Annotated in this window: 15 protein-coding genes; 13 read left to right on the top strand and 2 right to left on the bottom strand. The window is 48.9% G+C overall.

Translation table 11 applies throughout. The features are described from left to right. Positions 1 to 81 precede the first annotated feature (81 nt). Positions 82 to 1,353: a chloride channel protein gene (locus A8O23_RS17915; RefSeq protein WP_066624330.1), complete on the bottom strand. Its 1,272-nt coding sequence runs from the start codon at positions 1,351 to 1,353 to the stop codon at positions 82 to 84. Positions 1,354 to 1,551: 198 nt separating this feature from the next. Between A8O23_RS17915 and A8O23_RS17910 the strand changes: the two genes are divergently transcribed. The 9 genes from A8O23_RS17910 to A8O23_RS17875 all read left to right on the top strand — a co-directional run bounded on the left by A8O23_RS17910 (position 1,552) and on the right by A8O23_RS17875 (position 15,775). Next, entirely contained in the window at positions 1,552 to 2,121 is a 570-nt protein-coding gene (locus tag A8O23_RS17910; protein ID WP_239693441.1) for an HPP family protein, read from the top strand. 226 nt (positions 2,122 to 2,347) lie between these two features. Continuing rightward, positions 2,348 to 2,923 carry a TetR/AcrR family transcriptional regulator gene (locus A8O23_RS17905; RefSeq protein WP_066624320.1) on the top strand — a complete coding sequence of 192 codons (576 nt, stop codon included), beginning with the start codon at positions 2,348 to 2,350 and terminating at the stop codon, positions 2,921 to 2,923. A 36-nt stretch (positions 2,924 to 2,959) separates the two neighbouring features. Further along, positions 2,960 to 4,042 carry a TolC family protein gene (locus tag A8O23_RS17900; RefSeq protein ID WP_262506465.1) on the top strand — a complete coding sequence of 361 codons (1,083 nt, stop codon included), beginning with the start codon at positions 2,960 to 2,962 and terminating at the stop codon, positions 4,040 to 4,042. Continuing rightward, the gene (locus A8O23_RS22010; protein ID WP_317039556.1) at positions 4,003 to 4,281 is read left to right on the top strand and encodes a TolC family protein; all 279 of its coding nucleotides are present in this window, start codon (positions 4,003 to 4,005) and stop codon (positions 4,279 to 4,281) included. The genes A8O23_RS17900 and A8O23_RS22010 overlap by 40 nt, the downstream gene beginning before the upstream one ends. 27 nt (positions 4,282 to 4,308) lie before the next feature. Further along, a complete protein-coding gene (locus tag A8O23_RS17895) occupies positions 4,309 to 5,448 on the top strand; it encodes an efflux RND transporter periplasmic adaptor subunit (protein ID WP_066624315.1) in 1,140 nt (379 codons plus the stop codon). 33 nt (positions 5,449 to 5,481) lie between these two features. Beyond that, a complete protein-coding gene (locus A8O23_RS17890) occupies positions 5,482 to 8,652 on the top strand; it encodes an efflux RND transporter permease subunit (protein ID WP_066624313.1) in 3,171 nt (1,056 codons plus the stop codon). A 106-nt stretch (positions 8,653 to 8,758) separates the two neighbouring features. Next, positions 8,759 to 9,265 carry a hypothetical protein gene (locus tag A8O23_RS17885; protein ID WP_082883148.1) on the top strand — a complete coding sequence of 169 codons (507 nt, stop codon included), beginning with the start codon at positions 8,759 to 8,761 and terminating at the stop codon, positions 9,263 to 9,265. A gap of 553 nt (positions 9,266 to 9,818) precedes the next feature. Beyond that, entirely contained in the window at positions 9,819 to 14,321 is a 4,503-nt protein-coding gene (gene gltB / locus A8O23_RS17880; protein WP_239693440.1) for a glutamate synthase large subunit, read from the top strand. Beyond that, positions 14,321 to 15,775 carry a glutamate synthase subunit beta gene (locus tag A8O23_RS17875; protein WP_066624311.1) on the top strand — a complete coding sequence of 485 codons (1,455 nt, stop codon included), beginning with the start codon at positions 14,321 to 14,323 and terminating at the stop codon, positions 15,773 to 15,775. The genes gltB and A8O23_RS17875 overlap by 1 nt, the downstream gene beginning before the upstream one ends. 1,136 nt (positions 15,776 to 16,911) lie before the next feature. Here A8O23_RS17875 and A8O23_RS17865 read toward each other — a convergent pair. After that, a complete protein-coding gene (locus A8O23_RS17865) occupies positions 16,912 to 18,261 on the bottom strand; it encodes a DUF6600 domain-containing protein (RefSeq protein ID WP_066624308.1) in 1,350 nt (449 codons plus the stop codon). A 1,010-nt stretch (positions 18,262 to 19,271) separates the two neighbouring features. On the opposite strand from A8O23_RS17865, the gene A8O23_RS17860 reads away from it, so the two are divergent. The 4 genes from A8O23_RS17860 to A8O23_RS17845 all read left to right on the top strand — a co-directional run bounded on the left by A8O23_RS17860 (position 19,272) and on the right by A8O23_RS17845 (position 25,468). After that, positions 19,272 to 19,739, top strand: a complete 468-nt coding sequence (locus A8O23_RS17860) for a GbsR/MarR family transcriptional regulator (RefSeq protein WP_066624306.1) — start codon at positions 19,272 to 19,274, stop codon at positions 19,737 to 19,739. A 73-nt stretch (positions 19,740 to 19,812) separates the two neighbouring features. After that, positions 19,813 to 21,171, top strand: a complete 1,359-nt coding sequence (locus tag A8O23_RS17855; RefSeq protein ID WP_066624303.1) for a TolC family protein — start codon at positions 19,813 to 19,815, stop codon at positions 21,169 to 21,171. Positions 21,172 to 21,193: 22 nt separating this feature from the next. Then, positions 21,194 to 22,246, top strand: a complete 1,053-nt coding sequence (locus tag A8O23_RS17850) for an efflux RND transporter periplasmic adaptor subunit (protein WP_066624300.1) — start codon at positions 21,194 to 21,196, stop codon at positions 22,244 to 22,246. Between the two features lie 36 nt (positions 22,247 to 22,282). Further along, a complete protein-coding gene (locus A8O23_RS17845) occupies positions 22,283 to 25,468 on the top strand; it encodes an efflux RND transporter permease subunit (RefSeq protein ID WP_066624297.1) in 3,186 nt (1,061 codons plus the stop codon). Positions 25,469 to 25,582 lie beyond the last annotated feature (114 nt).

The following is a 25,582-nucleotide window of genomic DNA, read 5'->3' as shown; positions in this document are numbered from 1 at the left end:
CTCATAATTGGTTATGAACCAGAAATTAAAAACAAGACTTGTTTTGGGCCTCTTTTTTGGAAAACAGGCCTAAAACAAGTCTTATTCTTTTACTCCTAACTGTGCGTTGATGAGCGGCGTTTTAGGAGCCAGAAAGAAACCCGTGAGGCTGGCAAACATTATAGGAACAAAGTGGTGAAAACCAGTGAGCGTTGCCAGCAAAATGGTGGTGCTAATAGGCGTTCTGGTTACGCAGGCATTGATTGCCGCCATGCAACTCACCAGAATAAGAGCCACATTCTGCCCCGGAAAAGCGGCGTTCACTATCATGCCCACAGTGGCTCCCACAAAAAACAACGGAATGATAAAGCCGCCGCGCCAGCCTGAGGTAACGGTAAAAGCAATAGCCAGAATCTTTGCCAACATCAGCACCACCAAAAACTGCAGGGTAAACTCCTGCTCCAGCAGTACGCTCAGCTCATCATGGCTGAAGTACCTTGACAAGGGCACGAAATAAGCGATAGCACCAATTATCAATCCGCCCAATGTCATGCTGGCGTAAATAGGAAGCTTAATACTTTTGAAGATGGCGCGGCACTGCCGAATCGTGAAGATGAAAAGCCAACCAGCTGCTGTTCCGGCCAGGGCATAAAGCATAGCGTAGAACACATCATTTAATTCTGGGGTGGAGTAAACAGGAAATACCCAGGTAGGCCCAATACCAATGTGCGTGAGCAGAATAAAAACAACAAAGCTGGAGCAACTGGCCACAAAGGCCGGAATGAGCGCATGATAATACTCCACCACGTGCTTGTGGTGCAGAATCTCCAATGCAAACAAACTACCACCTAAAGGAGCCCCAAACAAAGCCGTAAACGCGGCGGCCATACCGGCAATACTCAACGAGCGCACGTCTTCGCCCTTGAACTTAAACTTTTTGGCCAGCCATGAACCCGTTGAACCCACCACCTGCACCAACGGCGCCTCAGGTCCTGCGCTACCGCCGCTGGAGATGCATAGCAACGAAGAAAGTATCATGGAGGGGTTGTTTCTGGGCTCCAGTCTGCCGCCCTTGAACCGGATGTTGTTTACAATCAGATCCATTTCACCGGGATCGCCCAAAAAATGAATAATCAGTCCGGCCAGAAAACCGGCTCCTCCCATCAGCAAAATGACATAAAGCCCCTGCACTTGGCTCAGGTAGTGCATCATGCTTTCCAGCACAATCCAGTAACCACTGGCAATGACACCGCCTACTATACCAATTAAAGCCCAAAAGAAGAAAAGCTTACTGAAAACGAAAGGGTTAAACTGAAGGGGGTAATTAATTTGGTTTCGGAGGGTAACTGCTTTTCTTTTGAGCGTAAAATTCATCTAAACGGGTCTTGATACAAACCGCAAAGGTAAGGCAAACAAATAAAAACAGTTTTCTGGCTTTGATTTTCTGCTTTGGAATGTTCTACCTTTACGCCCTTCAAAGCTCGTAAGTCATTCATCAACCCAAGTTTAGCCTACTTTTATCCCTTATTTCAGGAATTGCAACAGGCTTTCGTTTCTGACATGAGAAAGAGAATGAGAAAACACTTCCGGATGGCCCGGTATGTTTTCTATAAAGAAACTCTCCTTGATCCTATTGAACACCTCTGGACTTTTTTGGGCTCCTTTGCAGGCATTGGTTTGCTAGGCTTTCTGAACAGCTATCATTTGGCTCCTACAGATAATCTTTTCCTCATTGGCTCCTTCGGGGCTTCTTCAGTTTTAGTTTATGGCCTCATCAACAGTCCGCTGGCCCAGCCCCGCAACTTGATTGGTGGGCATATATTATGTGCCATTGTTGGCGTAACCGTGCATAAGCTGTTTCCGGAACAGCTTTGGCTGTCAGGGGCTTTGGCTGTTTCGCTGGCCATAGTGCTCATGCAGATAACAAAGACTTTACACCCGCCCGGAGGTGCCACGGCGCTCATTGCCACCATAGGGTCTGAGAAAATTTTAAACCTAGGGTACTTCTACGTCCTCAGCCCCGTGCTGTCTGGGGTGCTCATTTTATTTACAGTGGCCTTGGTTTTCAATAACATTACGCCGCACCGCAAGTACCCCGCCAACAAGAGCTGGTTTAAAGTCTGGAAGAGGAAGTACTGGTAAAATCTTTTTATGCTGAACGGGTGAACTTCTGTTTTCAGCTTCTTTTCTGAAAAACAGCCCTAAAACGGCTGTTTTGGCTGGCAATGAGCAGATTTCTACTCCATTACGCACCACTGACATAGTGTAAGTATCATTTCAGAAACTACCTTTCTTTTTGGATTACAACGCCTTCTGCTGTTCCTTTGCATACCGAATGAACGTTCAATAGACAGAAAAGGAAGAAGCGTTGGAAAAATTAGCAGAAAAGAAAAAGGCCATCCTAAACAGTACCCTTAAACTCATCAAAGAAAAAGGCTTTCATGGCACGCCCATGAGTTTAGTTGCCAAAAAGGCAGGCGTGGCGGCTGGTACTATTTACCATTATTTTGACAGCAAAGATGCACTGATCCTGGAGCTGTACACCTACACCACCAATTTGGTATTGGAGGCTATGTTGCGCGACAACCGTGAAGACATGGATTATAAAGACCAGTTCTTTAGCCGGTGGATTAGCCGCTGTAAATTTTATATAGCAAACCCAGACGCTCTCTTTTTTATTGAGCAGTTCGTCAACTCTCCCTACCATAGCCAGTGCACGCAAGAGCAGAACGAATGCTTCCAAAATGAGGTGGTACAGTTTATAGACCGAGGCATAGAAACAGGAGTTCTCCGCAAGATGGACCGCCGGCTCATGGGCATTATGATTCACAGCAACATTTTAATAGCAGCTAAAATACACTTGGCCGGAAAAGTAACCTTAGGCGAAACAGAAATGCAGCAGCTAGCCCTAATGGCATGGGATAGCGTGCGCCAAAACCATTAATTCCCCCTTACCATTATAATAAATTCAATGAAAAGAATGCGAGTACTCCTGCTGGGGCTTATAGGTAGCCTTGGGATACCGGTAGGGCTACAGGCCCAGACCAACCCTGGCACGCCGCCGCCCAGCAGCTTCACCTTACAAGAGTGCATCAGTTATGCGCTGGAAAACCAGGCAGAAATTCAACAAGCCCAGATTGACGAGGAAATTGGAGAGCGTCAGATCAGAGCCCAGCTTTCTGGTTGGCTTCCTCAGATTTCTGCCCAATATGCCCTTACCCATAATATCAGACGTCCGCAGTCGGTATTTGGGGATAATGTGGTGACCCTGGGGCAGAACTACAACTCCAACTTGCTGTTTCAGGCCAACCAGAACTTATACAGCAATGATTTGGTATTGGCTTCCCGTGCCGCGCGTTTTACCCGCCTGCAACTGGACCAAAACACCAAAGAAACCAAAATCAATACTGTGGTAGAGGTAAGCAAAGCTTTCTATAATGTCTTACTTACCCAAGAGCAGCTCCAGATTCTGGAGGCCAACATTGCCCGCCAGGAAAAGCAGTACCAAGACGCCCGCGCCCAGTATGAACAGGGCTTAGTTGATAAAACCGATTACCAACGAGCCAGCATAACACTGGCCAGTATCAGGGCAGACCGGAAGCGTGCACAGGAAAACATAAAGGCCAGAACGGCATTTTTAAAAGAATTGATGGGGCTACCCATAGAGGCTGACCTGCAGCTGACGCATAGCTATGAGAAAATGCAGCAGAACATCCGATTAGACACCACCCAAGTGGTTTCATTTGTGAACCGGGTGGAGTTTCAGCAGCTCCGTACGCAACAACAGTTACAAAACCTAAATACCCGGTTCTACCGGTGGGGCTGGTTGCCAACGGCATCCGCGTTTATCAATTATAACCCCGTTTACTTTAACAACAACCTCTCTGATTTGTACAGCCAGTCCTACCCTACTTCCGCCACCGGCTTGCAGGTGTCTATGCCTATTTTTCAGGGAACACGCAGAATACAGAACTTACGTATCTCGCAGCTACAGGAGCAGCGCTTAACCATTGCGGAGCAGACCTGCAGCGCAGAATTAATACGGAATACCAAACCGCCTTAGCCGATTACAAAAGCGACTACAACGATTGGCTCACCTTGCAAAGCAACCTGGAAATAGCCCAGGAGGTGTACAATATCATCAAGCTGCAGTACAACGAAGGCATTAAAACATACCTGGATTTGATAGTGGCCGAAAACGACCTGCGCACCGCTCAGGTGAACTACTACAATTCTTTATACAATGTGCTATCCAGCAAGCTGGATGTGGAAAGAGCCTTGGGCACCATTCAAGTAAATTAATCTGATAGATTTAAATCACCTTATATAATGAAATCAAACTTATCATTATTTACAGCAGTAGCTTTTTCCGCGGCCTTGCTGGTTTCCTGTGGCAAGCAGGAGGCTCCCCAACAGAACTTTATGAATGCACCGGTGCCAGTAACCACCTACACTGTCACACAGGAGCACGTAGTCGGCACTGACAGTTACCCCGGCACGGTAGTACCGCTCAATGAAGTGGAACTGAGGCCGCAGGTGAGCGGCTACATCAGCAAGATTTTTGTACAAGACGGCCAGCAGGTCAGCAAAGGCCAGAAGCTCTACGAGATTGACCGTACCAAATACCAGGCTGCCTACAACCAGGCCCAGGCCAACCTACGCAGTGCCCAAGCTAACCTGAACCGGGTACAGCAAGACCTGCAGCGGTATGAAAACCTGTTGCAGCAAGACGCCATTGCCCGCCAACGTGTAGATTATGCCCGTGCCGACGTTGAAACTGCCCGAGCCCAGGTTTCTGTAGCCCGTGCACAAGTTTCTAGTGCTGCCACAGACTTGGGTTATTCTATTATTACCGCGCCATTCAGCGGTACCATTGGCATTTCTCAGGTGCGGGTTGGTTCACAGGTTAGCCCGGGCCAAACGCTGCTAAATACTATTTCATCCGAAGGACCAACCGGCGTAGACTTTGTGATCAACGAGCAGGAACTCCCGCGCTTTGCAAGATTGAAGCAGGGAAACCAGCCAGATTCTTTGTTTACTCTTACCCTTTCTGATGGTACCCGTTACCCGCACACCGGAAAACTACAGGCTATTGACCGCGCGGTGGGTCTGCAAAGCGGAACTATCACTGTTCGGGTCAGCTTCCCTAACCCACAGCGCCAGCTGGTGGCAGGTATGACCGTTTCTGTAAATGTGCTGAATCAAGATGTGGGGCAGCAGATCACCATACCGTACAGAGCTGTAACCGAGCAATTAGGCGAATACTTTGTCTATAAAGTGCAAGGAGATTCAGTGGTGCAGCAGAATGTAAAACTGGGTACACGTTTCCAGGAGAAGATTGTAGCCCGAGAGGGCCTCGAGGCAGGACAAGTAATTGTGGAAGAAGGAATTCAGAAGCTACGCCAAGGGGCTAAAGTACAGGTAGGCGCTCCGCAGCCTGCTGGCGCACCAGCCGCAGCCAGACAATAATCAATTTTATAAAAAGAGTTTTCTCAGAAGAATATGATATCTGATATTTTTATAAGGCGGCCAGTCACCTCCATCGTCATTTCCATAGTGATTGTGTTGGTGGGGGTTCTGTCTATGTTGAACCTGCCCGTTACCCAATACCCGAATATCTCCCCTCCTACGGTATCGGTTTCGGCGAACTACACCGGGGCCGATGCCCAGACGGTGGAGCAGACGGTAGCCACACCTATCGAGACACAGATTAACGGTACGCCGGGCATGGCTTACATGACCTCTACAAACACCAGTACAGGTCAGATGAACATGAGCGTGACCTTTGAAGTAGGCACCGACATTGACATTGCCACCTTGGATGTGCAGAACCGCGCCAGCATTGCCCAGCCCAGCTTACCAGAAGAGGTTCGCCGCTTAGGGGTAACGGTACGGAAGCGGAACCCAAGCATTATGATGGTGATTGGTATCTACTCACCCAAGGGCACCCACTCCATTGAGTACCTCGATAACTACACCAACATTTACGTACGTGACGCCTTGTTGCGCGTACCCGGCGTGGGTGACATTAATGCCTTGGGCCAGGATTTCAGTATGCGCCTTTGGTTGCAGCCTGACAAACTTGCCCAGTACAACATAAGTGCCAACGAGGTAGTAGCCGCCATTCAAGAGCAAAACCTGCAGGTGGCTGCCGGTACGGTGGGTGCTATGCCACAGGCCAATACCCAAGCTTTCCAGTACCCTATCACTGTAAGTGGGCGCTTAGCCACACAGGAAGAATTCGGGAATGTGATTGTGCGCACCAATCCGCAGGATGGTACGCTGGTGTACCTACGTGATGTGGCTCGTATTGACTTCGGAAGGTTTGACTACGGCCGCTCTTCCACCATCAATGGGCACCCTTCTGCTATGCTATTGCTGTATCAAGCTCCTGGCAGTAATGCCCTGGAAACGGCCGAAGGGGTGTACAACACCTTAGATGAATTAAAGAAATCTTTCCCCGCCGACGTAGACTATATTGTATCTTTTGAATCGGTGACGGTAGTGCAGGTTTCTATTGACGAGGTGGTCACTACCTTGATAGAAGCTCTAATTCTGGTGATTATAGTAGTTTTCTTGTTCCTGCAAAGCTGGCGTGCCACACTGGTAACCATTCTGGCTATTCCGGTTTCCATTATCGGTACATTTATCTTTTTCATTCCACTGGACTTTACCATTAACACCCTTACCCTCTTCGGGTTTGTGTTGGCCATTGGTATTGTGGTAGATGATGCCATTGTGGTGGTGGAAGCGGTGCAGCATTACATTGACCACGAGCGGCTCTCACCCAAGGAAGCTACCCGTAAGGCCATGAAAGACATTTCGGCCCCTGTGATTGCCATTGCCCTGATTCTGGCGGCGGTATTTGTTCCGGTAGGTTTCATTCCAGGCATTGTAGGTCGTCTATACCAGCAGTTCGCCATCACTATTGCCATCTCCGTACTAATTTCGGCTTTTGTGGCGTTGACGCTGACTCCAGCGCTTTGCTCTCTGTTCCTGCGGCCAATGAACGTGAACGAAAATTCACGGGGCCTGAACAAGTTCTTCTACAAGTTCAACAATTGGTTTAACCGCACCACAGAGAGGTATTCCGTAGGCGTTCGTAAAACCATTAAAGCCGCGCCGCTGGCTCTTATTGTGCTGATATGCATCTATGCCGGCACGGTACTTCTGTTCCAGACGAAACCTACCGGCTTTATTCCAACGGAAGATGAAGGCCGTTTGTTTATTGCCATTGAATTACCCGAAGGCGCCTCTACCACCCGCACCAAGGCGGTGCTGGATGAAATGGGTAAAATTTTGGGAGACGTTCCGGCTATCAAAAACTACACGGCCATTGCCAGCTTGAATGCCATTAACTTCTCCTTTAAATCAAACAACGGTACCTTCTTTGTGCAGATGAAGCCTTGGGATGAGCGGAAAGACCCGTCTATGCAGTTGCAGGGGGTAATGGCCACGCTGAACCAACGGTTTGCCAGCATAAAAGAAGCGACGGTACGGGTAGTGGCGCCACCGGCTATTCCGGGTTTGGGCCAGTCGGGCGGTTTCAGCTTTATGCTGCAGCAGCGTATGGCTGGCGATGTAAAGGAGATGGAACGAGTGATGGGCCAGTTTTTGGCTTCCGCGAACCAACGTCCTGAGATTGCCATGGCCTACAGCTTCTTCACTGCAAAAACCCCCGGATACCACATTGATGTAGACCGCGAGAAAGTGAAAAAACTGGGAGTGTCGCTGACCGATGTATTCAGCACCATGTCTTCTTACATGGGTAGCCGTTACATCAACGACTTCACCCGCTACGGCCGTAACTTCAGGGTAGTAGCCCAAGCCGACACCGCTTACCGCATGGACATTAAAGCCCTGGATCAGTATTACGTGATGAACCGCCAAGGCGAAGCCGTGCCTCTGAGTGCGCTGGTATCATATAAAGTAGTAGAAAACGCCTCGGTGATTTCGCACTACAACCTGTTCCGTTCTGTAGAGATAAGCGGTAATGCCGCCCCGGGCTACAGTAGCGGTCAGGCACTGGAAGCCCTGCAAGAAGTGGCCGCCGAGGTATTGCCTGCAGGCTATGGCTATGACTTCTCCGGCTTAAGCCGTGAAGAGTTGGCGGCCGGTGACAGTACCATCTACATCTTCTCGCTTTCCATTCTTCTGGTGCTGCTCTTGCTGGCGGCTCTGTACGAGAGCTGGTCAGTGCCGTTCTCTATTCTGTTTGCCATTCCATTGGGTATGTTCGGGGCAATTCTGGCGCTCACGCTTCTGCCTAAACTGGACAACAACATCTACGCACAGATTGGTATGATTACTCTAATTGGTCTGGCTGCCAAAAACGCCATTCTGATTGTGGAATTCGCCAAAGAGCGGGTAGACCGCGGCATGGATTTGATAGAGGCCACCATTACCGCCGTAAAGCTGCGGCTTCGCCCCATCATCATGACCTCTTTGGCCTTTATCTTGGGGGTCGTGCCTTTGGCCATGGCCTCGGGTGCGGGTGCCGTGTCACGCCAGACCATTGGTTGGGTAGTAATTGGCGGTATGTTGGCCGCTACCTTCCTGGCAATCTTTATAGTACCAGTGCTTTACGTGGTGATTACCCGCGTGGCTTACGGTAAAAAGGGCCTGGCGGAACTTCGCGACAAAAACCACGGCATTGATTACGACCACAACTAAAGCTGTTTTAAGTCTTATTTCTGAAAAACAGCCTTAAAACAATACAAATTAAAAAGCCCTGACTACCTTAGTCAGGGCTTTTTAATCTAACTCAGATAATTTTCTCATGCCCCTTGCTCGGTTCTTTTTTAAAAAAACACCTAATCCTGGCTCCCGCCCAGGCTTTACCTTGCTTAACGGAATCGCCCTGTACCAAGTGGTTGGCGGTGCTATAGGCATCAGTTTGGCGTTACGGCTTGGGTTGAAGATGGAGAACGAGGCAAACTCTTCTCTGCTCGCTGTATTGTTAGCTTGCCTCCTTTACTCCTTCTCAATTATATGCGGAATTCTGCTGTTGCAAAACGCAAGAAAGCACCTCACCCTCTCTATCATCAATCAAGTGCTGCAGGTGCTTAGCCTGGGCATTGGCAGTTTCGCGTTTAATTACGTGGCGGGTGTAAAAATTGGCTTGGGCCTTGATTTTCTGGAGAGTTGGATAGTGAATCTGAAATTCTCCCTTTCCTCCTTTCAGTTTGTCTTCAACGCTGCCAGCACAAACCAATATGTTACAATCAATCTTTTGGCCATTTTTCTCCTGTACCTATTAGAAAGATCGAAGGAAAAAGTTATGTAGAGGCGCAAAGTATTGCGCCTCAGGCATTGCTGATAACTACATTGCAAGGGCGTTTTCGATTTGTTTTCAGAAAAACAGGCCGAAAACGCCTTTTTATTGTTTCCACGTTAAACGGTTCTTCAGCGGGTAAGGAGACGCAACGTATTGCGTCTCTACTGTTTTGGAATGACTGCCAAAATTTCAACGCTCTCCCAAATCCCTTCTAAACCTCCTCTCATTTTTTTGGCTACTCTCCGCAAAAACATGGTTTCATTTTGTCAACCCTACACTTTTGGTCACATTCCCACCTTAAAAGCATCATTCTGAAATTTTATTTGAAAAATGACTGTCAGCCACTTAAGATTTTTTTAAGACAAATTTTTAATAAAATAAAAATCTATATCCCATCCTCAAGCCGCCTTATTAAAATTTTCGCAACATTAAAAAATATAAATATAAAATTCTCAACCTAACAAGCGTTTTGTTGATATTATTAATTTATTTTAAATTGTTTATTATGAAATTTATTCCGATATTTCTCATTCACCCTACTACGGACAAGACAAAATAGTACATGAACCAGGTCGATGAGTTGAATAAAGGGCTCTATACACCCGAGCTAGAGCATGACTCCTGCGGGGTAGGCAGTGTAGTAAATCTGGACGGACAGAAGAACCACGCCACCGTAAAAGATGCCCTGACCATGTTAAAGAACATGGAACACCGCGGAGCTACCGGCAGTGACCCCGAGACGGGCGATGGAGCCGGCATATTAGTGCAGCTACCCCATGAATTTTTTAAAAAAGAATTAGCCGAGTTTGCCATTACCCTCCCCCCTGAAGGCAGTTACGGCGTAGGCATGGTTTTCTTTCCGGCCGTGTATGAGGTGCGGGAGAAATCGCGTAAAATTCTGAACACGTGTCTGCGGAAGCTAGGCCTGAGCCTCATTGGCTACCGTTTAGTACCAGTAAACGGCCAGGTACCCGGCCACGGCGCCAAAGCGGTGGAGCCGTATATTGAGCAGGTGTTTGTGCAGCCAGTTGATCCCAGCATCAAAGGCGAAGACCTGGAGCGCAAGCTGTTTGTGCTGCGCAACCTCATCAGCAACGAAACCCATAAGAGCGTACGCGGCGAGAACGGCACTTTCTATATTGCCTCTTTCTCATCGCGCACTATTATATATAAAGGCCAGCTGAAAACAGATCAGCTCGAGAAATACTACCACGACCTGCGCCACCCTGAATTTAAATCGGCCATAGCCGTGGTGCACTCCCGTTTCTCTACTAACACTTTCCCGAACTGGCGTTTGGCGCAGCCGTTCCGTTTTATAGCGCACAACGGTGAAATCAACACTATCCGGGGGAACGTGAACAAAATGAAATCGAAGGAAGCCCTTATGTCCTCTCCCCTGTTCACTGAGGAGGAGATGAAGTGGCTCATTCCTATTACCAATCCAGATGATTCTGATTCGGCTAATCTGGACGCCTTGGTAGAGCTGTTGACACTTTCTGGACGTCCGTTGCCACACGTCATGATGATGCTGGTACCCGAGGCCTGGCAGGACAATCCGCACATGGATACCTACCGCAAGGCATTCTATAAATACCACGCTTCCATGATGGAGCCTTGGGATGGCCCCGCTGCTCTTTTCTTCACCGATGGAACCCAGATAGGCGCCACGCTTGACCGGAATGGACTGCGTCCGGTACGGTATTGCGTTACAAAATCAGGACGCTTGATCATGGCTTCTGAGGCCGGTGCTTTGACTGTTGACCCTAAAGATGTGATCAAACGGGGCCGCCTCCAGCCGGGTAAAATGCTGCTCGCTGACATTTCTCAAAACCGCATTTTTGAGGATGAGGAAATCAAAGGAATGGTGTGCAACGACAAGCCATATTATGAGTGGCTGCAGAAAAACCGAATCAAACTTCGTCTTCGCCCTGAGCCTAAAGTGCTGTTGCAGCCTTGCACCCCAGAGGAGTTGCGTCAGCGCCAAAAAGCCTACGGCTACACTCGTGAAGACCTGAAGATGATTGTGGAACCAATGGCTGCCTCGGGCTACGAGCCAGTAGGAAGCATGGGTTCTGATTCTCCGTTAGCTGTTTTATCGCGCCAGAGCCAGCATATTTCCAACTACTTCAAGCAGTTCTTCGCGCAGGTAAGTAACCCACCTATTGACTCTATTCGGGAGCGTTTGGTCATGTCTTTGTTCACCCGCTTGGGTGAGTCCCGCAATATTCTGGATGAAACGGAGCTCCACAGCCGCCAGGTGCACATTTCGCAGCCGGTATTGGATCCAGTAGAATTCCAGAAACTGGTGTTCCTGAAGGAAGAAGGCTTTGAACACGAAAAAATAGACGCCACGTTCTCTACCCGGGAGACCGGTAACCTGCAGCGCGAAATAGACCGCATCTGCGCCGAGGCTGAGGCTGCGGTACGCGCGGGCAAGAAAATATTGATTATCTCTAACCGCAATATTCAGGAGCAGCGGGCGGCAATTCCGTCATTGCTTGCGGTTGGAGCCATACACCATCACCTCATTGAGAAGCGCATCAGAACCAAAGCGGGTCTGGTAGTAGAAGCCGGTGATGCTTGGGAGACCCACCATTTCGCCACTATTGTTGGCTATGGTGCCAGTGCCGTATATCCGTTCCTGGTGTACGACAACATCAAAAGCTTACATGACCAGCAGAAACTGGACAACAGCCAGCCCTATACCTATTACTTCCAGAACTTTATTAAGGCAGTAGATAACGGCCTATTGAAGATCTTATCTAAGATGGGCATCAGCACGCTGCAGTCATACCAGAGCTCTCAGATATTTGAGATTCTGGGCTTAGGGCAGGAAGTGATTGAGAAATGCTTCAGAGGCACCGTGAACCGCTTGGAAGGCTTGAACTTCGAAGACCTGGAGCGTGAGGCCTTGACAAAACACGAATCAGCGTTCCCAGATCTGGAGAACCTGCTGGAGTCCGGCGGTTTCTACCAGTGGCGCCGCGACGGTGAGGAGCACCTGCTATCCCCAAAGGTGATTCACCTACTGCAGAAATCGACTCGTCTGAATGACTTTATGTTGTACAAAGAGTACTCTAAGGCTATTCGGGAACACCATCAATCTACGATCACGCTCCGAAACTTGTTTGAGTTCCGTAAGCGTCAGTCGGTACCGTTAGAGGAAGTGGAGCCGGTTTCGGCTATCATGAAGCGCTTTGCGACGGGTGCCATGTCTTTCGGCTCTATTTCTTATGAGGCACACAGCACACTGGCCATTGCCATGAACCGCATTGGCGGCAAGAGCAACAGCGGCGAGGGCGGCGAAGACGAAGCACGTTACATCAAGCGCCCGAACGGCGATTCTGAACGATCACGCGTGAAGCAGGTGGCCTCGGGCCGCTTTGGCGTAACCAGCCATTATTTGGCCAACGCCGATGAAATCCAGATTAAGGTTGCCCAGGGCGCTAAGCCTGGCGAGGGCGGTCAGCTGCCCGGCCATAAAGTAGATCATTGGATTGCCCGTGTGCGGTGCTCTACTCCAGGCGTAGGCTTAATTTCACCTCCTCCGCACCACGATATTTACTCCATTGAAGATTTAAAGCAATTAATTTTCGACCTGAAGAACGCAAACCCTAAAGCCCGAATCAACGTGAAGTTAGTGGCTGAAGCGGGCGTAGGAACCATTGCTTCGGGTGTGGCCAAGGCCAAAGCTGACGCTATTATGATTTCTGGGGCCGATGGCGGAACGGGCGCGAGTCCGCTGAGCTCTATCCGTCACACAGGTCTGCCTTGGGAAATTGGTTTAGCTGAGGCGCACCAGACACTTATCAAGAACAACCTGCGGAGCAGGGTAACATTGCAAACTGACGGAAAGATATTAACCGGACAAGACCTTGTAGTTGCCACCTTGTTAGGAGCCGAGGAATATGGTGTAGCTACTGCCGCATTGATTGTGGAAGGCTGTATAATGATGCGCAAGTGTCATTTGAATACCTGCCCGGTAGGTGTGGCTACGCAAGATCCTGAGTTGCGCAAACTCTTCACCGGCGACCCTGACCATGTGGTAAACCTGTTCACGTTCCTGGCTATGGAAATGCGGCAGATTATGGCGCAACTGGGCTTCCGGACGGTCAACGAGATGGTGGGCCAGTCGCAGATTCTGAAAATCAGAACCGACCTGAACCACTGGAAACTGAAGAACCTGGACCTGTCTCCTATCTTGCACCAGGAGTATGTTCCTAAAAACGTAGGTACGTTCAAGCAGATTGAGCAAGACCACGAAATCAGCAAAGTGCTGGACAAAAAGTTAATCCGTGACCTGAAGAAAGGCAACACAGATGTAGAGTACCGCATCATCAACGTGGACCGCTCGGTGGGCACCATGTTATCTTTTGAAATCTCGAAGAACTTCGGGAAGCATGGGTTGCCGGAAGATACTTTTAACACCACTTTCTACGGCTCGGCTGGGCAAAGCTTTGGGGCATTTTTGGCTCCGGGTATTACCTTCCGCCTGCGCGGCGAAGCCAACGACTATTTGGGCAAAGGACTTTCTGGCGGGAAAATCATACTTCAGCCTTTTCAGGATTGCCAGTACCTGGCGCATGAGAACATCATTACGGGCAACGTGGCGCTCTACGGCGCTACCTCGGGTAAAGTGTATATCAACGGTTTGGCCGGTGAGCGTTTCTGCGTGCGGAATTCAGGAGCCGAAGCCGTAGTGGAGGGCATAGGAGACCACGGCTGTGAGTACATGACCGGCGGAAAGGTGCTGGTATTGGGTGCCATTGGTAAGAACTTTGCGGCAGGTATGAGCGGCGGAATTGCTTACCTCTACGCCCCTGACCCAAGCCACGTGGAGCAATGTAACTTAGACATGGTTGGCTTGGAAGCACCAGAGGCGGAAGATCTTGTCTGGATTGAGCAGAAGCTGCAGGAGCACTTAACTTACACCGGAAGCGTACTGGCACAAGAATTCCTGACCAACTGGGAAACGCACCGTCTGCACTTCCTGAAAGTGATGCCGCACGACCTGAAAAAGGCGCTGCAAGTAAAAGAAACTGAAACCGAAAAAGTACTGGCGTAATGGGAAAACCAGATGGATTCTTAAAATATAACCGTGAACTGCCTGGTACCCGCGACCCGAAAGCACGCGTTAACGACTCTAACGAGATCTACCTTCCTTTTCCAGAGGAAAAAACAAAAATACAGGCTACCCGCTGCATGGACTGCGGCGTTCCTTTCTGCCACAACGGCTGTCCGCTGGGCAACCTCATTCCGGATTTCAACGATGCGGTTTCTGAGGGTGATTGGGAGCGGGCCATCAGAGTGTTGTACAGCACCAACAACTTCCCTGAGTTCACCGGCCGCATTTGCCCCGCCCCTTGCGAGAGCAGCTGCGTGTTGTCCATCAACAAACCAGCAGTGGCTATTGAGCACATTGAGAAATCAATAGCTGAAAAGTCTTTTGAACTTGGTCTGGTTAAACCTCAACAGCCTGCTTACCGCACCGGCAAAAAAGTAGCCATTGTAGGCTCCGGACCAGCTGGGTTGGCCGCTGCGGCTCAGCTGAACCAAGCGGGTCATAAGGTAACGGTGTACGAAAAAGACGAGAAAGCCGGCGGCTTGCTCCGCTACGGTATTCCGGATTTCAAACTGGAGAAGTGGGTAATTGACCGCCGCTTAGCTGTTTTGGAAGAAGAAGGCATCCGCTTCAAATTCAACCGCAACATTGGGCAGGAAACTACCCTCAAAAAATTGTACCGCAAGTATGACGCGGTTTTACTGGCCATTGGCTCTACCAAGCCCCGCGCCATTTCTATTCCGGGTAACCACCTCAAAGGCATTCATTTCGCCATGGACTACTTGGGTCTACAGAACCGCCGGGTAGACGGTGCTCAAATTGCTCCGGAAAGTGACATCAACGCCTTCGGGAAACATGTGCTAGTGATTGGCGGTGGTGACACGGGGTCTGACTGCGTAGGTACGGCCAACCGTCAGTTTGCCAAATCAATCACGCAGCTGCAATACCGCTACATGCCCAGCACTGAACGGCACCCCACTAACCCTTGGCCAGAGTGGCCCACCACGTTCTCTTCTTCCTCGTCACATGAGGAAGGCTGCGAGCGTAGCTGGGGCTGGCTGAACAAAGAGTTCATTGCCGATGAGAACGGGAACGTGAAGGGACTGCGGGTAGTGGAGCTGGAGTGGAAAAACCAAAGTGAGTACACTGAGAAACCAAACAGCGAAAAGATCCTGCCCTGCGACCTGGCTCTGATTGCCATTGGTTACGAGCGTCCGGAGCACGATGCCTTCATGGCCAACTTCAAGTTTGAATTTGATCGCCGCGGTAACTTCAAGCTGGACAACTGGCAAACCAACGTCCCTGGGGTTTTCTCCGCCGGCGACGCCTGCCGTGGCCAGTCTTTGGTGGTTTGGGCCATTTCTGACGGACGTGAAGCCGCAAGAGCTATAGATATCTACTTGATGGGTGAATCAGAATTGCCGAGCAAAGAGCTGTCGAAGTACCAGTTGTTTTAGTATTAGGTAAATCGTGTCAAGTAACACGATTACATTTTCCCTTCATTGTTTTAAGCCCCGTCTTTGCCATTTGGTGAGGCGGGGCTTTTCTTTTACTTCCACTTAATTAACTATGTTTTGGCGCTCCTATTCGAAAATGGAGGTAAAAACAGAAGCATCACATAACTGGAATGAGTCAAAACATCAACTATAAAACTTTGATAGAAGCATCACATAGGCTTTCCAGCTGTTGCCCTCTTTAGTGAGGTATGCTTACTTCAATATTTGCGCATTCTATCAAAATAGAAATTGTTGCTTTAAGCCCATTTTTCAAAAAGTAGCTCTAAAACAGGAGAAACAACTCGGCTCAACACTCTTAAACTTCTTTTTATCGCTCTGGCAGCGGCAATCTGAAATTTCTTTCATGTTACAAACACTGCCAAAACTCTACTATTTTTAACACTCAAGAAACACAAAACAGCCTTACAAGCTTATAAAAAGCATTTTATAGTATTTAATACATGTTACAGAACTGCGTAAAGTTTCCTTCTTTAGAGAGCAAAACCTACCTACATTTGTTACATACCTATTGACAACTGACGAAAGGAATCATCCCCCTATCAGTCTTCCCCCCAGCTGATAATGATTCCTTTTGTCAATAGGCTTTCTAAAATTTCGCATTCCCTCAAACTATTCAACAAAACCAGATCAGAACGACCTGTATGTCTTTCCTTCTTAAGCCATTCCCCTTTTCAAGGGTAGCACAAAAATCAAATACTAAGAAAAGCCTGAATAGGGATTATGTAGCTTCTGCTCTGCAAGGTGATGCAGATGATTTCTCAACCAAAGAGTTGGCAACCCTTACTCTACTGATTGGCCTCACTGTAATTTTGGTTCTGATTGTCTGCTATGTACTATGAACAAGCAGTGCTTAAATTAAGCATTCAAGTGATTATGTTCGGTAGAGACCAACTGCATTTGCCTTAATAAAGCATTTTAATATTATCACCTCAGCGTAATGCTCCTAAATAGTTATAGCCTTCATTCAGGACCACTACATCTTTTTTGCTCACTTTTTAAAATCTAAGGCTAAAACATCAAAAAAAGCCGCACCTCAAAGAGGTGCGGCTTTTCGTCATTCATTATCGCATTTAAACTTAATTTCTACTGCCCCGGCTACTTTCCCTGCTGCGGGCTGGGGAAGACTCTTGCCTTAACGGTGCCTGCCGTGGAGTAACCTGACGTTGAGTCGGAGCTGGTGTTGGGCTTACCTCCTGCCTGCTTTGCCGAACCGGCTGCTGACGCTCCATTGTTCCCGTGCGGGTCTCAGTTGATCTGGCGGTTTCAGTTCTACCTGCTTCACTTCTGCTTCTTCGCCCGTAGCTGTCAGTGTCACCAGTGGTGGCTGGTGAGGTAGAAGCTGGGTATTGCCGCTGTCTTGTTGCCGGATACGTTTCGCCTCCGGTTTGAACAGGTGCTTCCTGGCTCCTGCGTGGGCGGAAGGTATCAGAATTATCTGCATCAGGTTGGGTACGGGTGCTTCTTTCTCTAACTACGCGGCTAGGTGTCTCAGTGCCAGACTCAGTACGGCTTCTGCCATACTCTTCACGGCTTTCAGAAGTGCGAGTTTTGGTTATATCCTCGTTCGATTCTGTTAAACGTGTTCTGCCAGTAGTGCTGGAACGGTCTGTTCTGCTAGGAGATTCAACAGAGTTTGCCACTCTGGTACGGGTAGCACGGCTATCAGTTGCCTCAGCTCTGGCTGGAGCCTCTCTCCTTCTGGTTTCTACCTCAGGGCGGTAAATACGAACAGAATTATCAGCAACGGCTGTTCTACCTGGGCGGCTGTCATTTTCTAACCGACGAACTTCTACTCTGCGGTTGGTGGCCCGTTCAATATCCTGGGTTCTGGGCCCGTAAACATATTTGCGGTTATCGCGCTCGTAATAGTTATTGATGATGGTGGTATTGTGGTAGATGTTCACTACCTGCGTACGCGGCACACAGTAGCTGTAAATGCGTGGGCTGGTTATGTACATGACTGGCACAAATACCCAGCGGGTTACAGGCACTACGTAGGTAACGCGTGGCCCCATGGGCGCCCAGCCGTAATAGCCGTTGCTATGCCTCCAGTCTACCCAAGCCGGTCCCCATTCATTGCCAGGAACCCAAAGCCAGCCGTAAAAATCATCGTACATCCAGCGGCCGTAGTGGAACGGAGCCCAACCCCAGTCATAGTCAGATACCCAGGTATTGCCGTATTCGGTCATGACCCAGTGGCCACGGGTAGCGTAGGGCTGAAACCCCATCTCCACTCTTGGCGACCACACGTATCCGTAATCAGGATCATTGATCCAGCGGCCGTAAGGGCTCAGTTCATCATAAAACACTTGGAAGGAAACTCTCCCACCCGGAGGACCTGCCTGAGCCTGATTGCTGCTCAGTAGGCTAAAGACCATTAGCGCTATCACGCCAAGAGCCCCAATCTTTTGCATAAAAGTTTTCATATAACTACTTATCTGTGTTAAGCTTGATAGTCCGGGAGATGTAGCTACTCAGCCTAACGGTGAAACGAAAGAAATAGTAAGGTCACTTATCTCTTAGTAACCAAACATCTTGCCAAAACATATATTTTCTACTATAGAAGAATAATATATCTACAACTGCAAACACAAATTACTTATAAACAACTATTTACTAACTACCGTTGCTTATAGATTTAGTTACATCATGATGACTGTGAATCTAATATAAGCTTGAATAAGCTCTTAGTCACATCTAATAATTTCCCGTAGAATGAGCAAAGAAACTCGGGGTAAAACCAATAACTTACCGATTTGAATTTTACTATTTTTTTGAGTGAATTTTTAAACCCAAGCAAATGTTCTCTCTCATAGAAATACCTTACAATGGAGAAGATGATTTTTCATTTCTCAGCTGTTTGGCTATTCTCGTGAGAATCTTGCAGCCGTACCGGAACAATTCATAAGTTTTTATAAAAATTTCCGTTATTAGTGAGGTCATTATTACGACAGCCAACGTAGTACCTAGTTGAAACCTTTAGCCAAGGCTTTGACTTTTTTGTTTAACTTTAAACTTTGACTTACTTAGAAACTCTCATGTCTACAACAATAAAAATAACACTTGCCGAACTACTGAAAGAATTGGTGTCTAAGTTGAGGGGCTCTACACTACAACCAATACCAGTGCCGGTTCGCAACAACAGATAAATTCCCTAAAACAGCTACCATACCATCTTCGGCTGAACAACAAAAACATTTATTACACTTAACAGCAATGAGCCGTTCTTACATGATCGGCTCATTGCTGTTTATGGCCAATTTTTTGGAAAACAGTCTAAAAACGCGCTTTTATTTCATTTGCCAGCAAAACCTTCTATTTTAGCGACCTATTTCATAGACGAAATAATTAAAAAAATTTAGTTCTTAAAGTTAAGAACTAAAGAAACAAATATCTATCTTTGTAACGTTCTAACACCAAACGAACGAAGAACACTGTGGTAAACCTTAATCAAGAACAGAAGCAGCTGATTGAAAAAATCGGCATCTACCATGAGCAGCAGGGCTTTCCGCCGGTAGTGGGCCGTATCATGGGGTTGTTGTTTGTGGCTGATAAGCAGTACCTGAGCTTTGAGGAAATTATTGAAACATTGGGCATCAGCAAAAGTGCGACCAGTAATGCGCTTAACCTGTTACTACAGGTGCGCATTATTGAGTACACTACCTTTTCTGGCGACCGGAAACGCTATTTCAGTGCCCTGCGGGAAAATTGGCACGAAGAGGTCATCTCTAAAATGAACAGCATCTTAGCAATGAGCAAATTAATGAGACAAGCCAATGAATTACGCGGCGATGCCAACCCAAAGATGAACCAACTGGTGCAAGATCGCTTTGAGTTTATGGAATACCTGTCAAGCCAGGTGCCTTTGCTCATGGAAAAGTGGCTAAAAGAAAGAAAAGCATAATTTTTTTAATATTTTAGTTCTCATTTTTCAGAACTAAAAAATACTTTACAAACCAAATAATAATTCTAAAACCGTGAATAAAAAACACTTATTCCTGAGCTTTCTACTGGTATTGGTAGCCAGCTTTAGCTATGCACAAACGCAGCCGCAGGGCAAGGTACTAACCTTGCAGGAAGCCCTGCGCTTTGCCGTAGCCAACAACGAGAACGTGAAAAAAGCCTTGCAAGACGAGCAAAGCGCCGAGTATAAAATCAAAGAAACACAAGGCTCCGGCCTGCCCCAGCTATCGGCCAACGGCCGCTTTACCATGAACCCTTCCTTGCCTGTTCAGCTGCTACCCGGTGAAATTGCCGGTCAGCCGGGCACTTTAGTTCCGGTACGGTTCGGGACCAAGTACGCGGCCCAGGGCGGTCTGGAAGTGCAGCAGCTCATTTTCCGAAAGTCTTTCTTTGTAGGACTGGAGGCTGCCAACACAACCCGCGACCTCTACGCCCTGCGCACCCGCATGAGTGAGGAAGACGTGCTCTACAACGTGGGCTCCTCTTACCTGCAATTGCTGCAAACCAAAGAGCAGTTCAAGAACATAGAGGCTAACCTGAACCGACTGGACCAATTGGAGAAAATACTGGATTTGCAGTACCGCAACGACGTGGCCACCAAAGTGGAATACAACCGGGTAACCGTAAACAAGATAAACCTGGAAAATCAGCGCCAAACCCTGGCCGCCACCTATGAGCAGCAATTGAACGGCCTCAAGTTCTTTATGGGCCTGCCCATGGATGAGCCTATTGAGATTCCAGAAGCAACTGCCAATCTCCTGAACGTTCTGGTACCTCCTGTTGAAGACGCCAAAGCCATATTAGCGCAAAGAGTAGATTACCAGACTTTACTTACCCAGAAGCGCCTGAACGAGCTGAACGTGAAGAACATTCAGGCGGGCTACTTCCCTACGTTAAGCGGTTTCGGGCAATTGAACTACAATGCCCAGCGTAACCAGTTCAACTTCTTTGACGGCAGCCAGCCTTGGTTTCAGGCGGCGGCGGTAGGTCTGCAGCTGAACATTCCCATCTTTGATGGTTTCCAGCGACGAAACCAGATAAGACAGGCGCAGAACGAAGTACGCATAGTAGACTATGATATCAGCCTGGCAGCACGCAACACTCAAATGGCCCTGAACAACAGCATCCGCCAGATGGAAGCCAGCCTTGCCTCCATTCAAGCCCAGGAGCGGAATGTGGAGCTGGCCCAGGAAGTGTACCGCAACACGAATGAGTTGTATAAAGAAGGCTTGGCTCCTCTTACCGATGTCCTGAGCACCGAAGTGAGCCTTCGAGAGGCCCGCACCAACTTAAACAATGAACAACTTAAATATCAAATAGCCCAGCTGGACTACATCAGAGCCCGCGGCGAAATCAAAAACCTTCTTAACTAATCGCACCGCACACTTTAAAAAAATGAAAAAACTGTTTTATATCCTCGTAGTGGTTCTACTTATCGGCGCCGCCGCCTATACCTTGAACAAGAACAAGCAGGAAATGGCCACCAACGCGGCCGTTTCAGAGCTGAAATCTGAAGCCATTCCGGTGTCTATGGCAGAGGCCAAAGTAGCTAAAATAGACCGTTCCTTTACCGCCCAGGGCAACTTCGCGCCTATCCAAAGCCTCACCCTGATGTCTGAAACCTCAGGTCAGGTGCAACGGGTGCTCAAACGCAAAGGCGACAAAGTAAGAGCCGGTGAACTGTTGGTGCAGGTGGAAAGCAACACCATGGCCGCCGACGTAGCCACCGCCCAGGCTAACTATGAAAAAGCCCAAAGAGACCTGGGCCGTTTTGAGAACTTGGCCGCCGGCGAAGCCATCACCAAACGCCAGCTGGAAGAAGTGCGCCTGAACGTGAATGCTACGAAAGCCCAGCTAGTAGCCGCCCGCCAGCGTCTGGCCAAAACCCGCATCACAGCCCCCATCAGCGGCGAGATCAATGAGATGTATATTGAAGTAGGTTCTTTCCTGAACATGGGCACCAAGCTCTATGACATTGTGAACGTTGACCGCCTGAAGCTGAAAGTAAAGGTTTCTGAAGCCGAAGTACTGATGGTGAAGAAAGGAACCAAAGTGAAGGTAAACGCCAACGCCGGCGGCGGAACTGAATACGAGGGTACTGTGACCGCCATTGCCGCCCAATCTGATGCCACCCTGAAATATGACGTGGAGATTGAGGTGAAAAATGCCGCCAACAATAACTTGAAAGCCGGTATGTATGGCACTGCCTTCTTTGAAGTAGCCGACCAGCGCGACGCCCTGTTGCTGCCCCGCCAGGCCATTGTAGGCAGCGTGCAGAACCCTAGCGTGTACGTGGTGCAGAACGGGAAAGCCGCCCTGCGCAAAGTGAAAGTAGGCGCCGTGATGCAAGACCAGGTAGAGATAATTGAAGGGGTGCAGGCAGGTGAGAAAGTGGTACAAAGCGGACAGATAAACCTCCGTGAAGGTATTCAAGTGACAACGCTTTAACAGAAATAAATTCTTTTAACCAGAAGGTACTAGAACATGAACATAACCAAAATATCCATACAGCGGTCAACCCTGGTGGTGGTGGTCTTTACGGTGCTTACCCTGTTGGGGGTGGTGTCTTACAGTGCCCTGAACTACGAGCTGTTGCCCAAATTCAACCCGCCGGTAATTACGGTAACCGCCATTTACCCGGGTGCCTCCCCTAACGAGGTGGAAAACTCCGTAACCAAAGAGATTGAAGACGCGCTCTCCGGCCTGGAGAACGTGAAGGAGATGAAGTCTACCTCCTTGGAAAGCTTCTCCATGATTGTGGTCAATCTGAACCAGGGCACCGATGTTGACCTGAGTTTGCAAGATGCCCAACGGAAAATCAACACCATTCTTTCCCGCTTACCAGATGGCGTAGAGGCGCCCACGCTGAACAAATTTGACCTGGACGACTTACCCATCATTAGAATGGGTGCCACGGCCAACATGGCCCCTACCGAATTCTTCGACCTGATTGACGACAAAATTACGCCGGAACTGTCAAGAGTACCGGGCATGGCGGCCATCAAGATTCTGGGCGGCCAGGAGCGTGAGATTAAGGTAAACATTGACGGCAGCAAACTCGAAGCTTATGGGCTTTCCATTCTGCAGGTGCAACAGAAAATAGCTAACTCCAACCTGGATTTCCCTACCGGAAAAATCAAAGACGAGAATGGCCAGACCCAGATTAGGTTAGCCGGTAAGTTCCAGTCATTAGACCAAATGCGGAACCTGGTTATCAAAGAAGACCAGAACGGTATAGTGCGCCTCTCTGATGTAGCCGAAGTGCAGGACACCCAGAAAGACATTGAGGTACTCACACGCATCAACTCCTCGGCCTCAGTGGGTATCACCATTCAGAAACAGTCAGATGCCAACGCCGTGGAAGTAAGTGAGAAAACTCTTGCAGCCCTGGCTCAACTGGAAGAAACGTACGCCGCCGAAGGCCTGAAATTCAACATCGCCTCTGATAATTCCACCTTCACCATGGAGGCCGCCGACTCGGTACTGCATGACTTAATGATTGCTGTTGTGCTGGTGGCCATTGTTATGCTGTTGTTCCTGCACTCGCTGCGTAACGCCGTGATTGTGATGATTTCCATTCCGGCCTCTTTGGTGGCCACGTTTATTGTGATGTTCCTGTTGGGTTACTCGTTGAACCTGATGTCGTTGCTGGCGCTTTCGCTGGTAGTTGGTATTCTGGTAGATGATGCCATTGTGGTGATTGAGAACATTTACCGCCACATGGAAATGGGTAAATCTCCGGCCCAGGCGGCTTATGATGGTATTAAGGAAATCAGTGCCACCGTTACCTCCATTACTTTGGTAATTGTGGTGGTGTTCATCCCTATTGCCTTGTCTACGGGCCTGGTGTCAGATATTCTTCGGCAGTTTGCTGTGGTAGTGGCCGTGGCCACCATGATTTCACTTTTCGTGGCCTTTACCCTTATTCCGCTTCTGGCTAGCCGCTTCTCTAAATTGGAGCACCTGTCAGATAAAACCATCTTTGGTCGCGTTATTCTTTCCTTTGAGCGTTTCCTGGATAGAGTGATTGACGGTTTCACTGGTGCCCTGAAGTGGGCTTTCAACCACAAGTTCATCACGCTGGCGGTGACATTCCTATTGTTAGTAGGCTCTTTTGCTCTTGTTCCGCTTGGGTTTATCGGTTCTGAATTTATCCCGACCGGTGACCGGGGCGAAGTAAGCTTACAGCTGGAACTCCCTAAGAATGCCACAGTTGAGCAAACAAACTTCGCTACCAAACAGGTAGAGCAATACCTACAGTCTATCCCGGAAGTAGACAAAGTGTTTACCACGGTGGGCACCACGGCATCGGCGCAAGCCGGGCAGAACTCCGCCAACAAAGCCGAGCTGTCCGTTACGCTGGTAGATGTAAGTAAGCGGGCGTTCAGCACCCAGAAATTCAGCCGCCAGGCCAAAGCCGACATTGAAAGCAAACTACCCGATGTGGAGGTAACCCCGGTGCCGGTAGGCATGGTAGGAAACTCCCAGGCTCCAATTCAGGTGGTGCTTTCCGGCCCAAATATAGATACCCTGATGGCTTTCTCACAAGTAGTAATGCGTGAGATAGAGAAAGTGGGCGGTACCGTAGATGCGGAGGTATCTGTTGAAGGCGGTAACCCCGAAATTGAAGTGGAAGTTGACCGGGCCAAAATGGCGAGCCTGGGCTTGTCACTGGAGATGGTGGGCGCCACCATGCGCATGGCCTTCAACGGCGACGACAACGCCACTTTCCGCTCCGGCACCCAGGACTACGACATCAACATTAGGTTAGATGAGTTTGACCGCCGCAGCGTTTCCGATATCAGCAACATGTCGTTTGTGAACAGTCAGGGGCAATTGATTCGGTTGGCGCAGTTTGCCAATATCAAACAATCTACCGGCCCGTCGCAATTGGAACGTACCAACCGGGTAACTTCTGTGAACGTGAACTCGCAGGTAATCGGCCGGCCGGCTGGTTCAGTGGGTGCCGAGATTCAGGCAAGAATGGCTGAGATTAAAGTACCTAACGGAGTAACCGTTGACTACGCCGGTGACTTGAAGAACCAAAGCGAAGGTTTCGGTACGCTGGGCTTGGCCTTGCTGGCCTCCATCATCTTCGTGTACCTGATTATGGTGGCCCTGTATGACTCGTATGTGTACCCGCTGGTAGTATTGTTCTCTATTCCGCTGGCTATTATTGGGGCTTTGTTGGCCCTGGCCCTGGCCGCGCAAAACTTGAGCATATTCTCCATTCTGGGGATTATCATGATGATTGGCCTGGTAGCCAAGAACGCCATTATGGTGGTAGACTTTACAAACCAGATGAAGAAAGAAGGCCACGAGGTAAAACACGCCTTGATAGAAGCCGTCCGCATCCGCTTCCGCCCTATTTTGATGACCACCCTGGCCATGGTGTTTGGTATGTTGCCGATTGCTTTGGCAGGCGGCTCCGTAGGCGCCACCAAGAATGGCCTGGCCTGGGCCTTGATCGGGGGTTTGAGTTCCTCTATGTTCCTCACCCTGATTGTGGTACCAGTTATTTACTACGGCTTTGACCGCATACTGGCCAAGTTCGGCTGGGACAAGCAAACTGAGATTGTGCTGATTGACAAGACCGCCGAAGAACTGGAGCGTGAAACCGCTGAATTGGAAGCCAAGAAAGAAGAGCATGGCCATGTGGCTTTAGTATAAGTACAACACACCACCTGAGATCATGAATGATGAGAAAGGCGGGCGCATTTTGTGCCCGCTTTTCTGACTTTCCTTTATGAAACTGCACTTGCCCTTGGGTATACGGATCAGACG

This window comes from Rufibacter roseus, from assembly GCF_001647285.1.
Taxonomy (GTDB): domain Bacteria; phylum Bacteroidota; class Bacteroidia; order Cytophagales; family Hymenobacteraceae; genus Nibribacter; species Nibribacter roseus.
This window is presented reverse-complemented; position numbering and strand designations above follow the sequence as displayed.

Excerpts from the sequence above, each read along its gene's own strand:
- A8O23_RS17885 (WP_082883148.1), top strand. The coding sequence starts at position 8,759 with ATGCCCCTTGCTCGGTTCTTTTTTAAAAAAACACCTAATCCTGGCTCC.
- A8O23_RS17845 (WP_066624297.1), top strand. The coding sequence starts at position 22,283 with ATGAACATAACCAAAATATCCATACAGCGGTCAACCCTGGTGGTGGTG.
- gltB (WP_239693440.1), top strand. The coding sequence starts at position 9,819 with ATGAACCAGGTCGATGAGTTGAATAAAGGGCTCTATACACCCGAGCTA.
- A8O23_RS17875 (WP_066624311.1), top strand. The coding sequence starts at position 14,321 with ATGGGAAAACCAGATGGATTCTTAAAATATAACCGTGAACTGCCTGGT.
- A8O23_RS17910 (WP_239693441.1), top strand. The coding sequence starts at position 1,552 with ATGAGAAAACACTTCCGGATGGCCCGGTATGTTTTCTATAAAGAAACT.
- A8O23_RS17850 (WP_066624300.1), top strand. The coding sequence starts at position 21,194 with ATGAAAAAACTGTTTTATATCCTCGTAGTGGTTCTACTTATCGGCGCC.
- A8O23_RS17865 (WP_066624308.1), bottom strand. The coding sequence starts at position 18,261 with ATGAAAACTTTTATGCAAAAGATTGGGGCTCTTGGCGTGATAGCGCTA.
- A8O23_RS17895 (WP_066624315.1), top strand. The coding sequence starts at position 4,309 with ATGAAATCAAACTTATCATTATTTACAGCAGTAGCTTTTTCCGCGGCC.
- A8O23_RS17890 (WP_066624313.1), top strand. The coding sequence starts at position 5,482 with ATGATATCTGATATTTTTATAAGGCGGCCAGTCACCTCCATCGTCATT.
- A8O23_RS17900 (WP_262506465.1), top strand. The coding sequence starts at position 2,960 with ATGCGAGTACTCCTGCTGGGGCTTATAGGTAGCCTTGGGATACCGGTA.
- A8O23_RS17915 (WP_066624330.1), bottom strand. The coding sequence starts at position 1,353 with ATGAATTTTACGCTCAAAAGAAAAGCAGTTACCCTCCGAAACCAAATT.